This is a genomic window from Cupriavidus consociatus, from assembly GCF_017814975.1.
GTDB classification, from domain to species: Bacteria; Pseudomonadota; Gammaproteobacteria; order Burkholderiales; family Burkholderiaceae; genus Cupriavidus; species Cupriavidus consociatus.
Map to the genome: position 1 here is coordinate 1 of NZ_JAGIQA010000016.1, position 12,906 is coordinate 12,906.

At 65.7% G+C, this 12,906-nt stretch carries 14 protein-coding genes; 8 read left to right on the top strand and 6 right to left on the bottom strand.

Annotation, left to right across the window (positions count from 1 at the left end; all coding sequences use genetic code 11):
• Nucleotides 1-321: 321 nt before the first annotated feature.
• The 4 genes from J8I82_RS21490 to J8I82_RS21505 form a co-directional block, all read right to left on the bottom strand.
• Nucleotides 322-1,098, bottom strand: a complete 777-nt coding sequence (locus J8I82_RS21490) for an enoyl-CoA hydratase (RefSeq protein WP_209760952.1) — start codon at nt 1,096-1,098, stop codon at nt 322-324.
• Between the two features lie 95 nt (nt 1,099-1,193).
• Complete coding sequence (locus J8I82_RS21495) at nt 1,194-1,946, bottom strand: amino acid ABC transporter ATP-binding protein (RefSeq protein WP_209761068.1); 753 nt, start codon at nt 1,944-1,946, stop codon at nt 1,194-1,196.
• A 37-nt stretch (nt 1,947-1,983) separates the two neighbouring features.
• Entirely contained in the window at nt 1,984-2,637 is a 654-nt protein-coding gene (locus tag J8I82_RS21500; protein ID WP_029048313.1) for an amino acid ABC transporter permease, read from the bottom strand.
• 120 nt (nt 2,638-2,757) lie between these two features.
• Complete coding sequence (locus J8I82_RS21505; RefSeq protein ID WP_209760953.1) at nt 2,758-3,552, bottom strand: amino acid ABC transporter substrate-binding protein; 795 nt, start codon at nt 3,550-3,552, stop codon at nt 2,758-2,760.
• A gap of 321 nt (nt 3,553-3,873) precedes the next feature.
• Here J8I82_RS21505 and paaG point away from each other — a divergent pair, with 321 nt between their 5' ends.
• From paaG to paaK, 3 genes are read left to right on the top strand one after another with little or no spacing between them, the layout of a single operon-like run.
• A complete protein-coding gene (paaG, locus tag J8I82_RS21510; protein ID WP_245179995.1) occupies nt 3,874-4,698 on the top strand; it encodes a 2-(1,2-epoxy-1,2-dihydrophenyl)acetyl-CoA isomerase PaaG in 825 nt (274 codons plus the stop codon).
• Nucleotides 4,699-4,752: 54 nt separating this feature from the next.
• Nucleotides 4,753-5,196, top strand: coding sequence for a hydroxyphenylacetyl-CoA thioesterase PaaI (gene paaI / locus J8I82_RS21515; protein WP_209760954.1), 444 nt, complete (start codon nt 4,753-4,755; stop codon nt 5,194-5,196).
• A 44-nt stretch (nt 5,197-5,240) separates the two neighbouring features.
• Nucleotides 5,241-6,545, top strand: a complete 1,305-nt coding sequence (gene paaK / locus J8I82_RS21520) for a phenylacetate--CoA ligase PaaK (protein ID WP_209760955.1) — start codon at nt 5,241-5,243, stop codon at nt 6,543-6,545.
• 173 nt (nt 6,546-6,718) lie between these two features.
• Here the strand turns inward: paaK and mltA are convergent, their stop codons facing one another.
• Nucleotides 6,719-7,861 (bottom strand): murein transglycosylase A, encoded by a 1,143-nt coding sequence (mltA, locus tag J8I82_RS21525; protein WP_209760956.1) that lies wholly within the window; start codon nt 7,859-7,861, stop codon nt 6,719-6,721.
• 109 nt (nt 7,862-7,970) lie between these two features.
• Between mltA and J8I82_RS21530 the strand changes: the two genes are divergently transcribed.
• Complete coding sequence (locus J8I82_RS21530; RefSeq protein WP_209760957.1) at nt 7,971-8,192, top strand: hypothetical protein; 222 nt, start codon at nt 7,971-7,973, stop codon at nt 8,190-8,192.
• A 39-nt stretch (nt 8,193-8,231) separates the two neighbouring features.
• Here J8I82_RS21530 and apaG read toward each other — a convergent pair whose 3' ends face one another.
• The gene (apaG, locus tag J8I82_RS21535) at nt 8,232-8,606 is read right to left on the bottom strand and encodes a Co2+/Mg2+ efflux protein ApaG (protein ID WP_012353991.1); all 375 of its coding nucleotides are present in this window, start codon (nt 8,604-8,606) and stop codon (nt 8,232-8,234) included.
• A 255-nt stretch (nt 8,607-8,861) separates the two neighbouring features.
• Between apaG and rpe the strand changes: the two genes are divergently transcribed.
• The 4 genes from rpe to J8I82_RS21555 all read left to right on the top strand — a co-directional run bounded on the left by rpe (nt 8,862) and on the right by J8I82_RS21555 (nt 12,875).
• Nucleotides 8,862-9,563, top strand: a complete 702-nt coding sequence (rpe, locus tag J8I82_RS21540) for a ribulose-phosphate 3-epimerase (protein ID WP_209760958.1) — start codon at nt 8,862-8,864, stop codon at nt 9,561-9,563.
• On the top strand, nt 9,560-10,303 hold the full coding sequence (gene gph, locus J8I82_RS21545; protein WP_209760959.1) for a phosphoglycolate phosphatase: 744 nt from the start codon (nt 9,560-9,562) through the stop codon (nt 10,301-10,303). The genes rpe and gph overlap by 4 nt, the downstream gene beginning before the upstream one ends.
• A gap of 464 nt (nt 10,304-10,767) precedes the next feature.
• On the top strand, nt 10,768-12,285 hold the full coding sequence (trpE, locus tag J8I82_RS21550) for an anthranilate synthase component I (protein ID WP_209760960.1): 1,518 nt from the start codon (nt 10,768-10,770) through the stop codon (nt 12,283-12,285).
• Between the two features lie 20 nt (nt 12,286-12,305).
• Entirely contained in the window at nt 12,306-12,875 is a 570-nt protein-coding gene (locus tag J8I82_RS21555; protein ID WP_209760961.1) for an aminodeoxychorismate/anthranilate synthase component II, read from the top strand.
• Nucleotides 12,876-12,906 lie beyond the last annotated feature (31 nt).

Here is a 12,906-nt window from a genome sequence, read left to right on the forward strand (position 1 = left end):
TATGCAGAGCTTTCTTCGCTTCGTCAACCGTTTCAGCAATCTTTTTTTGCTGCGGTCAGCGCTGCAAACCTCGCCGCACCAACCTTCCGGTCGACCCCGCAACCCTTGCCGCGTCTGCTTTTGCAGCGCCGCGTTGTGTTGCGAGGGGGCGAATATTAGGCCGGTTTCGCCGACCTTGCAACACCTTTGTCACAGCGCGCAGCTAGGGGATTGCGTGATTATGTCGTAACCCCTTGAGTGCTAAAGGAAAACCTCCTGATAGCCAACGCGGTGATCCTTTAATACCCCCGCGCGGCCGTCGGGTATTTCCTTATCAAGTTCTCAGCGATGCTGGAAATTGGGCGCGCGCTTCTCTACGAAAGCGGCCATGCCTTCCTTCTGGTCTTCACTGGCAAAGGTGGAATGGAACAGCCTGCGCTCGAAATGCACGCCTTCGGCCAGCGTGGTCTCGTAAGCGGCATTGACCGACTCCTTGATCATCATGACCACCGGCAACGAGAACCCGGCGATGGTTTCGGCGGCTGCCAGCACTTCGTCCAGCAGCTTGTCGGCCGGCACCACGCGCGACACCAGGCCGGAGCGCTCGGCTTCGGCGGCGTCCATCATGCGCGAGGTCAGGCACAGGTCCATCGCCTTGGCCTTTGACACCGCGCGCGGCAAGCGCTGGGTGCCGCCGGCACCGGGCATGGTGCCGAGCTTGACTTCCGGCTGGCCGAACTTGGCCGAGTCCGCCGCAATGATGATGTCGCACATCATCGCCAGCTCGCAGCCTCCGCCCAGCGCGTAGCCGGCCACGCCAGCGATCACCGGCTTGCGGATCTTGCGGATGGTTTCCCAGTTGCGGGTGATGTAGTCGCCCTTGTAGACATCCATGAAGGAATACTTGGCCATCATGCCGATATCGGCGCCAGCGGCGAAGGCGCGGTCGCTGCCCGTAATGACGATGGCGCCGATGCCCTCATCCTGGTCGAATGCCGTCAGTGCGGCACCCAGTTCATCCATCAGCGCGTCGTTGAGCGCGTTCAGCGCCTTGGGACGGTTCAGCGTAACCAGACCAACGCGGCCGCGCGTCTCGACCAGGATGTTTTCGTACGGCATGTCTTCTCCTATGTATTGATAAACAAAGTGGCACCGTCGCCACCGGCTGCGGGCTATTCTGCCACCTGTCGTGGCGTGGCGGCGCGAGTCCCGGTTCAGAGCATGTGTGCCAGGAATTCCCGGGTGCGCGCATGGGCGGGCGCGCCGAACACCTCGGCAGGTGCACCTTCCTCGAGAATCCTGCCCTCGTCCATGAACACGACGTGGTTGGCCACTTCGCGCGCAAACCCCATCTCATGCGTGACGACAAGCATGGTCATATGCTCGTCCGCCAGCTGCCGCATGGTGCGCAACACCTCCCCGGTCAGTTCCGGATCGAGCGCGGAAGTCGGTTCGTCGAACAGCATGATGTCGGGCTCCATCGCCAGCGCGCGCGCAATCGCCACGCGCTGCTTCTGTCCGCCGGACAGTCGCGCCGGATAGTTGTCCCGCTTGGCCAGCAGGCCCACCTTGCGCAACAGTTCTTCGGCCTTGAGCACCGCCGCGTCGCGCGACAGCCGCTTGACGGTCATGGGTGCCTCGATGATGTTCTGCAGCACCGTCATGTGCGGGAACAGGTTGAACGACTGGAACACCATGCCCATCTTGCGGCAGATGCGGCGGACATCCGCCTCCGGCACGTACTTGGCGGCACCGTCGGGGCCAGCGCCCGCCAGCGACTCGCCTTCGATGTCGATGGTGCCGCGGTCGATCACCTCGAGATGGTTCAGGCAGCGCAGCAAGGTGCTCTTGCCCGAGCCCGACGGCCCGATGACCGCGGTGACGTCGCCCTTGCGAAGCGTCAGCGAGACGCCGCGCAAGACCTGCAGCGATCCGAACGACTTGAAGATGTCCCGCGCCGCGATCATGGTGCCGGGCGCGTGGTCAGAGGTGGCGCCGTTCGGGCTAGTCATCATGTTTGGCATAGCGTTTTTCGAGATTCTGGAAGAACCAGGTCAGAATCAGCGTCATCACCAGGTAAAACAGCGCGGCTACCAGGAAAGGCGTGGTCGTGAAATCGCGCTGCACGATGCCGCGCGCGGTGCGCAGGATATCGTTGAGGGCCAGCACGTAGATCAGCGACGTGTCCTTGATTAGCGTAATGGTTTCGTTGCTGACCGGCGGCAGGACGCGGCTGACCATCTGCGGCAGCACGACCCGGCGCATGGTCTGGAAGTACGTCATGCCGAGCGCCTTGCTGGCTTCATACTGGCCACGGTCGACGGATTTGATTCCGGCGCGGAAGATTTCCGCGAAATACGCTGCATAGTTGAGCGCGAACGCCACCACCGCGGCAGGAAAATCGGGCAGCCGCACACCGATGACCGGCACGAACGGCAACGCAAAATAGATAAACAGCATCTGCAGCATCAGCGGCGTGCCGCGCATCAGCCAGATGTAGCCATTGACCGCACCGCTCAGCAGCGGCCATGACGAGATGCGCGCCAGCGCCAGCGCAAGCCCCAGCGGCACCGACAGGGCAAGCGTGATGACGAACAGGGTGAGCGTGACTTTCGCCCCCTGCGCCAATGGCCCCAGTAGAGATAAGACGTAATCCATGTTCGCGCGAACGGAAGGAGGAAGGATTTCAGGCAGCGGGCCGATGTGCGGCCGGCGCCGGAGTCCGGAAGGGGCGCGGCGCCCCGCCTGAACCGCGCAGGGCGCCACGAAGCGCCTGGATTACTTGGTGATGTCGGTACCGAACCACTGGGTGGCGATGCGGGCGGCGGTGCCGTCCTGCTTCATCGATGCCAGGGTCTTGTCGAGCTTGCCGAGCAGGTCGGCGTCATCCTTGCGGACACCGACGCCGTACTCTTCGGTACCGAAGTTCTCGTCCAGCACGCGGTATTCGCCTGCACGCTTGCTGATCAGGTAGCGGCCCACTACTTCATCGACCACGATCGCGTCGAGGCGGCCGGCGGACAGATCCATCAGTGCCGTCACGTTGTCGCCGAAGGTCTTGAGTTCCTTCAGGCTGGCGGCAATCTGGCCTTCCTTCTTGATCGCATCCACCGCGCTGCTGCCGTCCTGCGCGCCGACGACGCGGCCGGCGAGGTCCGCCTTGGCCTTCACCGGCGAATTGGTGCCGACGATCACGATCTGGTGGTTAGTCATATAGGGCGCGGTAAAGCTGATGTTCTTCTTGCGCTCGTCGGTGATGGTCAGCCCGTTCCACAGCACGTCCACGCGCTTGCCGTTCAGTTCGGCTTCCTTGGCACTCCAGTCGATCGGCTTGAATTCCACCGTCATGCCCAGGCGTCGGCTGGCCTCTTTCGCCATATCGATATCGAAGCCGACGAGTTCGTTATTGGTATCGCGGAAGCCCATGGGCGGGAAATTGTCATCCAGGCCGACGATGATCCTCGAGGCCGCGGCGTTGCCCGTGCTGGCGGCGGCCGGCGCGGATTCTTGCTTGCCGCACGCGGCAAACAGCGCCACGGACGAAACCAAAAGGAGTGCTGCGAACTTCTTCATAGGGAGAGATCCAGTGCAAAAAGGGCGGAATCAGTGAAACAGTCTTGCGCGCCGGCGCGCACACGGGCACCAGCCATGCTGCAATTATTGTTGGCAGCGCGATTATAGAGCGACTCGGGGTGCCGGCATTGCGGTCGTCACCCCGATCGCGGGACGAGGTCGCGGGTTATCACTGATAAGGCACCCTGGTCCGACGCCCTTACGCTGAGCGGAGACCTCCCGCGCCCAGTATTTAGTGCTACCATTTGCCGACCGACTGGTCGGTTTATTTTAACGGCGCCAGCCCCGCGCCGACCGCAAAGAACCAGGCAGGAGACAAACATGCCCCCGATGTCCACGCCCGCTGGCCAGCCGGTCAGCCTCGATGCCGGCCCCATCCTGCTCCAATGGCAGGGGCCCGTCGCGGTGATCACGCTGAACCGCCCCGACAAGCTCAACAGCTTTACCCGCGAGATGCACAAGGCGCTGCAGCAGGCACTCGACCATGTCGAGGCCGGTGGCGCGCGGGCGCTGCTGCTGACCGGCGCTGGCCGCGGCTTCTGCGCCGGGCAGGATCTTGCCGACCTGGATTTCACGCCCGGCCAGATGACCGACCTGGGCGAACTGATCGATACCTGGTTCAACCCGCTGATCCGCCGTCTGCAGGCGTTGCCGCTGCCGGTGGTGGCAGCGGTCAACGGCACCGCCGCCGGTGCCGGCGCCAACCTGGCGCTGGCCTGCGACATGGTGCTGGCGGCGCGCTCGGCCAACTTTATCCAGGCCTTCGTCAAGATCGGGCTAGTGCCGGATTCCGGCGGCACCTGGCTGCTGCCGAAGCGCATTGGTATGGCGCGCGCGCTGGGGCTGGCGATGACCGGCGAGCGCCTGTCCGCCGAAGAGGCCGAAAGGTGGGGCCTGATCTGGGAAGCCATGGACGACCCGCTGCTGCCAGAGCAGGCGCTGGCGCTGGCCACGCACCTGGCTGCGCAGCCGACCCGGGCGCTGGCCGCAATCAAGCGCGCCATGTACGCCAGCGGCACCGCCAGCCTCGATGCCCAGCTCGACCTGGAACGCGACCTGCAGCGAGACCTCGGCCAGTCCGCGGACTATGCGGAGGGCGTCAATGCCTTCCTGGAAAAGCGCGCCGCCCGCTTCACCGGCAAGTAAGAACGTCCCACGGCGCCCGCAACGGCGCGCCACCCTGCCCCCAAGGAGACAACGTTGCACAAGGACCCCCAGGCCCTCGCCGAAGCGGCCGCCGCCGCCATGTATGAAGCCGACACCTGCAGCCGCTGGCTCGGGATCACCGTCGAAGCAGTCCGCCCCGGCTATGCCCGGCTGACCATGCCGGTACGCAAGGAATTCCTGAACGGGCATGGCATCTGCCATGGCGGCCTGATGTTCACGCTGGCCGATTCGACCTTCGCATTCGCCTGCAACAGCCATAACATCAACACCGTGGCAGCCGGCTGCAGCATCGAATTCCTAAAACCCGTGCACGGCGGCGACGTGCTGACGGCCGAAGGCATCGAGCAGACCCTGTCGGGACGCCACGGCATTTACGACATCCGCGTGACCAATGCCGCGGGCGAGGTGGTGGCGATGTTCCGCGGCAAGTCGGCGCAGATCAAGGGACATGTCGTGCCGCCGGATGCCGTAGCCTGAACGCCGCCGCCCCCCAAGATAAACGCCCCTGCGCAGGAGACGACATGAGCACGCGCCTGACCGATCTGCCCCTGGATCCGATCGAGACCGCCAGCCGCGCCGAGCTGCAGGCACTGCAACTGGAACGCCTGAAGTGGTCGCTCCACCACGCCTACGCCAATTCGCCGGTGTACCGCCGCAAGTTCGACGAGGCCGGCGTCCATCCCGATCAGCTGCAATCGCTGGCCGACCTGGCGCGTTTTCCGTTCACCAGCAAGCAGGACCTGCGCGATCACTACCCTTTCGGCATGTTCGCCGTGCCGCAGGACCGGGTGGCGCGCGTGCATGCCTCGTCCGGCACCACCGGCAAGCCCACTGTGGTCGGCTACACGCTCCAGGACATCGATAACTGGGCGACGGTGATGGCGCGCTCGATCCGGGCCTCCGGCGCGCGCCGGGGCGACAAGGTGCATATCAGCTACGGCTACGGCCTCTTCACCGGGGGGCTGGGCGCGCACTACGGCGTCGAGAAAGCTGGCCTGACGGCGATCCCGTTCGGCGGCGGCCAGACCGAGCGCCAGGTCCAGCTGATCGTGGACTTCAAGCCCGAAATCATCATGGTCACGCCCAGCTACATGCTGGCGATCGCCGATGAGTTCGAGCGCCAGGGCATCGACCCGGCCAGCAGCTCGCTGCGCGTGGGCATCTTCGGCGCCGAGCCGTGGACGCCGGAAATGCGGCTGGCGATCGAGAAGCGCATGAACATTTCCGCGGTCGATATCTATGGCCTGTCCGAGGTGATGGGCCCGGGCGTGGCCAATGAATGCGCCGAAACCAAGGACGGTCCGACCATCTGGGAAGACCACTTCTACCCCGAAATCATCGACCCGAACACCGGCGAAGTGCTGCCCGACGGCGAATTCGGCGAGCTGGTCTTTACCTCGCTGACCAAGGAAGCGATGCCGGTGGTGCGCTACCGGACCCGCGACCTGACCCGCTTGCTGCCTGGCACGGCCCGACCGGCCTTCCGCCGCATGGAGAAGGTCACCGGCCGAACCGACGACATGATGATCGTGCGTGGCGTCAATGTGTTTCCTTCGCAGATCGAGGAACTGATCCTGAAGCAGGCCGGGCTGGCGCCGCACTACCAGTGCGTGCTAGGCAAGGACGGCCATATGGACACGCTGACGGTGCGCGTGGAATGCGCCCATGGCAGCGAGCCGGTGCGCGCGCAGGCCGCGCGCGAGCGGCTGGCGCATGAAATCAAGTCTTATATCGGGGTGACCGCCACGATCGAGGTGCTGCCCGAGGGCGGCATCGAGCGCTCGGTGGGGAAGGCGAAGCGGATCGTGGATCAGCGGGGGCGCTGAAATCCACCGGGTTGCTCCCCTCGCCCGCGTGCGGGAGAGGGGTTGGGGGAGAGGGCTGGCGCATGGCAAGCATGATGACCCGCCACTTCGTGGAGACTCCTGCCCTCTCCCCCGCCCCTCTCCCATAAATGGGAGAGGGGCGACAACATTTGCCGATTTAGCTCTGTCGACGCTCAGCTGCGCGGCATCAGCACCCACATCCTGCCGCCCTGCTTCATCCGTCCCGCGGTCTCGCCCGCGGCATCGCCCGCTCCCCAGAAGAAGTCCGCGCGCACGCCACCCTTGATGGCGCTGCCCGTATCCTGCGCGAACATCAGCCGCTGGATCGGCTCGGTCGACAGCGGGCGCGTGGTCGACAGGAACACCGGCACGCCCAGTGGGATGGTGGCGGGATCGACCGCGATCGAGCGCTCGGCGGTCAGCGGCACGCCCAGCGCGCCCACCGGGCCGTCATTGTTCGGCGGCAGTTCGCGGAAGAACACAAAGCGCGGGTTGACGTTCAGCATCTCGTCGACGCGCCCCGGGTTGGCCCGTGCCCATGCCTTGATGCCCTGCATGGTGGCCTGCGCCGGCGTGATCTCGCCGCGGTCCAGCAGCCATTTGCCAAACGAGCGGAACGGCTGGTCGTTGGTGCCGCCGAAGCCGACCCGCATCATGGTGCCGTCCGCCATGCGGATCCGGCCCGAGCCCTGGATCTGCAGAAAGGCGGCCTCGACCGCGTCATCCACCCATACCAGCTCGTTGCCGCGCATCGCCGGGTTCTGCAGCAGTTCGGCGCGGCCCGGCAGCGGGCGGTTGCCGAACTGCGCCGGCTTGCGGTACAGCGGCACCTGGAAGCGCCCCTGGCGGGTGCGCGAGCCGTGCAGGATGGGCTCGTAGTAGCCGGTGATCAGGCCGCTGTCGGTGCCGTCGCCGTTGACGACCCGGAACGGCTGGAAGTTGGTCTCGAAGTAGGCACGCATGGCGCTGAGGTCGCCGGCGTCGACCATCATGCCGGCGGCGCAGGCGCGGCTCCACTCGGCGCGCTTCTTCAGCGCCTGGCAGCTGGCCTGCAGCGCGGGCCAGGCCGCGCGCACATCGTCCTGGGTCCAGCCGCCGATCTCGTTCCAGCTGGCGGCCTGCAGCTGGCCCTTCTGGGTCGACGAAACGGGCGGCGTGGTGCCGGACGGGCCGGTCTCGATGCGCGGCGGCGGGCCGCTCACGCAGCCGGCCAGCAGCACGCCGGTGCCGGCGAGCGCCAGCCAGGCACGGGCACGGGCGCCGAGGCGCGAAGTGAAACCTGGGAGAGAAATCGAGAGGGAATCCGCGTATGCCATCTTGCTTGTTGTTCAGTGTCCCGCGACCGGTGCCGGCCCGGCGGCGATCGTACCGGGCAGTTGCCCTACAATCCCACCGTCATCTGTCATTGCCACTGCCGCATCCGCCATGAGCAAGTTCTTCGAAGCCCATCCCATGCTGCTGTTCGCCCTCGAGGCCGGCGTGGCGCTGTTCCTGCTGATTTTTATCGTGGTCTGGACCATGGGCACGGCCAGGAAGAACCCGCGCCCGACCCGCGCGCCCGACAACCACCCCTCGCGGCAGCCGCAAGAATCAACGCAAGGCCAGCCAACGCCGGTGCAGGAACAGGACAGCGCGAAGCGCCAGTAGGTTCCCGCCTTCCCGGCCTCCCGGCCGGACGCGCCGCGCTCAGTGCAGCATGCGCGGCAGCACCAGCGCGAATTCGGGGATCGGCACCTCGAAGCGATGGCCGTCCTCGGCCACGCAGAAATACTCGCCCTTCATCGAGCCGACCGGCGTCGAAATGGTGGCCCAGCTGGTGTACTCGAAATGCTCGCCCGGCTTCAGCAGCGGCTGGTGGCCCACCACGCCCAGGCCGGCGACTTCCTGCGTGCCGTTGTCGCTGTCGGTGATGATCCAGTGGCGCGAGATCAGCTGCGCCGCCACCTCGCCGGTGTTGTGGATGGTGATGGTGTAGGCGAAGGCATGGCGCCCGCGCTCGGGGTCGGACTGGTCCGGCAGGTACTGGGTGCGCACCGACACGGAGAAGGCGTACTCGCTCATCTTGGGCAGGGCCGGCGGCAGGATCGGCCGGCAGGGAAATGGGTAGCCGCATTGTGCGGGATGGGCGCGGGACGGGCAAGAGCGTCGGCCGGACGCCGGCCGGACGCGATCGCGCCGGGCGGGCGTAGAATATCGGTCTTTCAACGCCGAGCCGCCCGCCGTGCGCCCCGGCCGCCCCTACCGCCTTGCCGCGGCGGCGCTTTCGGCCCGCCGCAGCGGCGATAACAGCATTCCCTGCATTCACCGCGCGCCATCATGACCCAGCCCACCTTCCGCATCGCCCCGTCCATCCTGTCCGCCGACTTCGCCCGCCTGGGCGAGGAAGTCCGCCGCGTGACCGAGGCCGGCGCCGACTGGATCCACTTCGACGTGATGGACAACCATTACGTGCCCAACCTGACCGTGGGCCCGCTGGTGTGCGAGGCGATCCGTCCCCACGTGACCGCCCCCATCGACGTGCATCTGATGGTGCGCCCGGTGGACCGGATCATCCCGGACTTTGCCAAGGCCGGCGCCAATATCATCACCTTCCACCCGGAAGCCAGCGAACACGTCGACCGCTCGCTCGCGCTGATCCGCGATAACGGCTGCCAGGCCGGCCTGGTGTTCAACCCGGCCACCCCGCTGCACCACCTGGACCACGTGATGGACCGCCTGGACGTGATCCTGCTGATGTCGGTCAACCCGGGCTTCGGCGGCCAGTCGTTCATCCCCGAGACGCTGAACAAGCTGCGCGCCGTGCGCCAGCGCATCGATGAATACACCGCCCGCACCGGCCGCACCATCCTGCTGGAAGTGGACGGCGGCGTGAAGGTCGACAACATTGCCGAGATCGCCGCGGCCGGCGCCGACACCTTCGTGGCCGGCTCGGCCGTATTCGGCAAGCCGGACGCCGACGGCGGCTACCGCGGCATCATCTCGGCGCTGCGCGGCGAACTGGCCAAGGCCGGACAATGACTGAAGGCCTGGCACTGCGCCGCACCGACTGGAGCGGCATCGAGGGGGTGATCGTCGACCTGGACGGCACCATGGTCGATACGGCGGGCGATTTCCACGCGTCGATCAACGCCATGCTGCTGGCGCTGGGCCGGCAGCACCCCAACCTGGGGCCGGTGGCGCCGATGTCCGGGCAGGAGATCGTCAGCTATGTCGGCAAGGGCTCGGAAAACCTGATCCGGCGCGTACTCGACGCGCGCTTCTCGCCGCTGCACGCCAACAGCCTCTTTGCCGATGCCTACGCGCTGTATGACCGCGAGTACATCCGCATCAACGGCCAGTTCTCGCAGATCTACCCCGGCGTGCGCGAAGGCCTGGCGGCGATGAAGGCGGCCGGGCTGCGGCTTGCCTGCGTGACCAACAAGCCCTACAGCTTCACCGAGCCACTGCTGGCCAAGACCGGGCTGGCGCCGTATTTCGAGCTGGTCTACGGCGGCGACGCCTTCCAGCTGCGCAAGCCCGACCCGTTCCCGCTGCTCAAGGTGGCCGAGGTATTCCGGCTGGATCCGTCGGCAATGGCGGCCCTTGGCGACTCGGAAAACGATGCCCAGGCAGCCCGCGCGGCGGGCATGGGCGTGCTTCTGGTGCCCTATGGCTACAACCATGGCAATCCTGTACAAGCCGTCGAAGCCGATGGTATAGTCGACACCATTGCCCACGCCGCAGCGCTGTTTGCGGCACACCGGGCAGGTCATCGCTAAGGTCGCTTTCAACAAGGTCGGTCCCAGGATCGATCGCGACTGAAATCCCTGAACATTCAATGTTTCTCAACCGCAAACGCATCTCTTCTGGCAGTGATCGGCAGGCTTGGCCCTGGCGTCGCTGGCGCGCCTCCCAACAGGCGTAAAGTGCGTTCGCGAGTCTGCTGACGCGCCCTCTACCCGAGGGCGTCGTTACAACCGGCTGAGGGGTCCAAACCCGTGCCGGGCATCCCCACCCAAACCCGCAAAAGCCAGCGTAGCTGCGATTCTCTGCTACGTTTAGCTCAAGAACGCGCCGCACGCCCTTCCCCGGCCGTGTGCAGTCTTGTCCGCAACTTGCCTGCACCACGGCCCGCCAGACGGGGCGGGTATCCATTCGCTCCAGCCTGATTGCCGAAATTGCGGCGCCGCGCTCAAACTCACCGCGCGGCGGCGCCGCACAAGAGGACCGCAAGAGGACCGACATGACCGAACTGGAATTCAAATCGCTGGCCGACCAGGGCTACAACCGCATCCCGCTGATCGCCGAGGCCTTTGCCGACCTGGAAACGCCGCTGTCGCTGTACCTGAAGCTGGCCCAGTCGCAGACGCGCGGGGTCAACACCTTCCTGCTGGAATCGGTGGTCGGCGGCGAGCGCTTCGGGCGCTATTCCTTCATCGGCCTGCATGCGCGCACCCTGCTGCGCGCCTTCGGCAACCGCACCGAGGTGGTGACCGATGGCAAGGTGGTGGAAACCAACGAAGGCAATCCCCTCGATTTCATTGCCGAATTCGAGAGCCGCTTCAAGGTGGCGCTGCGCCCCGGCCTGCCCCGCTTCTGCGGCGGCCTGGCCGGCTACTTCGGCTACGACGCGGTGCGCTACATCGAGAAGAAGCTCGCCAGCACGCAGAAGCCGGACGACCTGAACCTGCCCGATATCCAGCTGCTGCTGTGCGAAGAGCTGGCCGTGATCGACAACCTGTCGGGCAAGCTCTACCTGATCGTCTACGCCGACCCGACCACGCCGGAAGCCTATTCCCGCGCCCGCCAGCGCCTGCGCGAGCTGCGCATGAAGCTGCGCCAGCCGGTGGACGTGCCGGTGACCAGCCCCTCGGTGCAGACCGAGGTTTACCGCGAATTCGCCAAGGCGGACTACCTGACCGCGGTGCACAAGGCCAAGGAATACATCATGGCCGGCGACATGATGCAGGTGCAGATCGGCCAGCGCCTGTCGAAGCCCTACCGCGACTCGCCACTGTCGCTGTACCGCGCGCTGCGTTCGCTGAACCCGTCGCCGTACATGTATTTCTATAACTTCGGCGATTTCCAGGTGGTGGGCGCATCGCCGGAAATCCTGGTGCGCCAGGAGGAACGCAAGGTCGGCAGCAATGGCGACACCCGCAGCGAACACATCGTCACCATCCGCCCGCTGGCCGGCACCCGCCCGCGCGGCAATACGCCGGAAAAGGACGCACAGCTCGCCACCGAGCTGCTGAACGACCCGAAGGAAATCGCCGAGCACGTGATGCTGATCGACCTGGCGCGCAACGACATCGGCCGCATCGCCGAGACCGGCTCGGTCAAGGTCACCGACAAGATGGTGATCGAGAAGTACTCGCACGTGCAGCATATCGTCAGTTCGGTCGAAGGCACGCTGCGCGAAGGCATGAGCAACCTCGACGTGCTGCGCGCGACTTTCCCGGCCGGCACGCTGTCGGGCGCGCCCAAGGTGCATGCGATGGAGATCATCGACGAGCTGGAGCCGCGCAAGCGCGGCATTTATGGCGGCGCGGTGGGCTACCTGTCGTTCGGCGGCGAGATGGACCTCGCCATTGCGATCCGCACCGGCATCATCAAGGACGGCAATTTGTATGTGCAGGCTGCCGCCGGCATTGTTGCCGATTCGGACCCGGAAGCCGAATGGAGGGAAACCGAAGCCAAGGCGCGCGCCGTGATCCGCGCCGCCGAGCAGGTCCAGGATGGCCTGGACTCCGATATCTGAGAGAACAGGAGACAGACGCCATGCTGCTGATGATCGACAACTACGATTCGTTCACCTACAACCTGGTCCAATATTTTGGCGAACTGGGCGTGGACGTGCGCACCTATCGCAACGACGAGATCACCATCGAAGAGATCGAGGCCATGAAGCCCGACCATATCTGCGTGTCGCCCGGCCCCTGCAGCCCCAGGGAAGCCGGGATCTCGGTGGCGACGCTGCAGCACTTTGCCGGCAAGGTGCCGATGCTGGGCGTATGCCTGGGCCACCAGGCCATCGGCGAGGCGTTCGGCGGCAAGGTGATCCGCGCCAAGCAGGTGATGCACGGCAAGGTCAGCACCATCGAGACCACGCAGCAAGGCGTGTTCAGCGGCCTGCCCAAGCACTTCGACGTGACGCGCTATCATTCCCTGGCGATCGAGCGCGAGACCCTGCCCGATTGCCTGGAGATCACCGCCTGGACCCCGGACGGCGAGATCATGGGCGTGCGCCACAAGACGCTCGCCATCGAAGGCGTGCAGTTCCATCCCGAATCGATCCTGTCCGAGCATGGCCATGCGATGCTGGCCAACTTCGTCAAGGCGCCGCGATGAGGCTGCTCGACTCCGCGCCTTCCAGCACCCA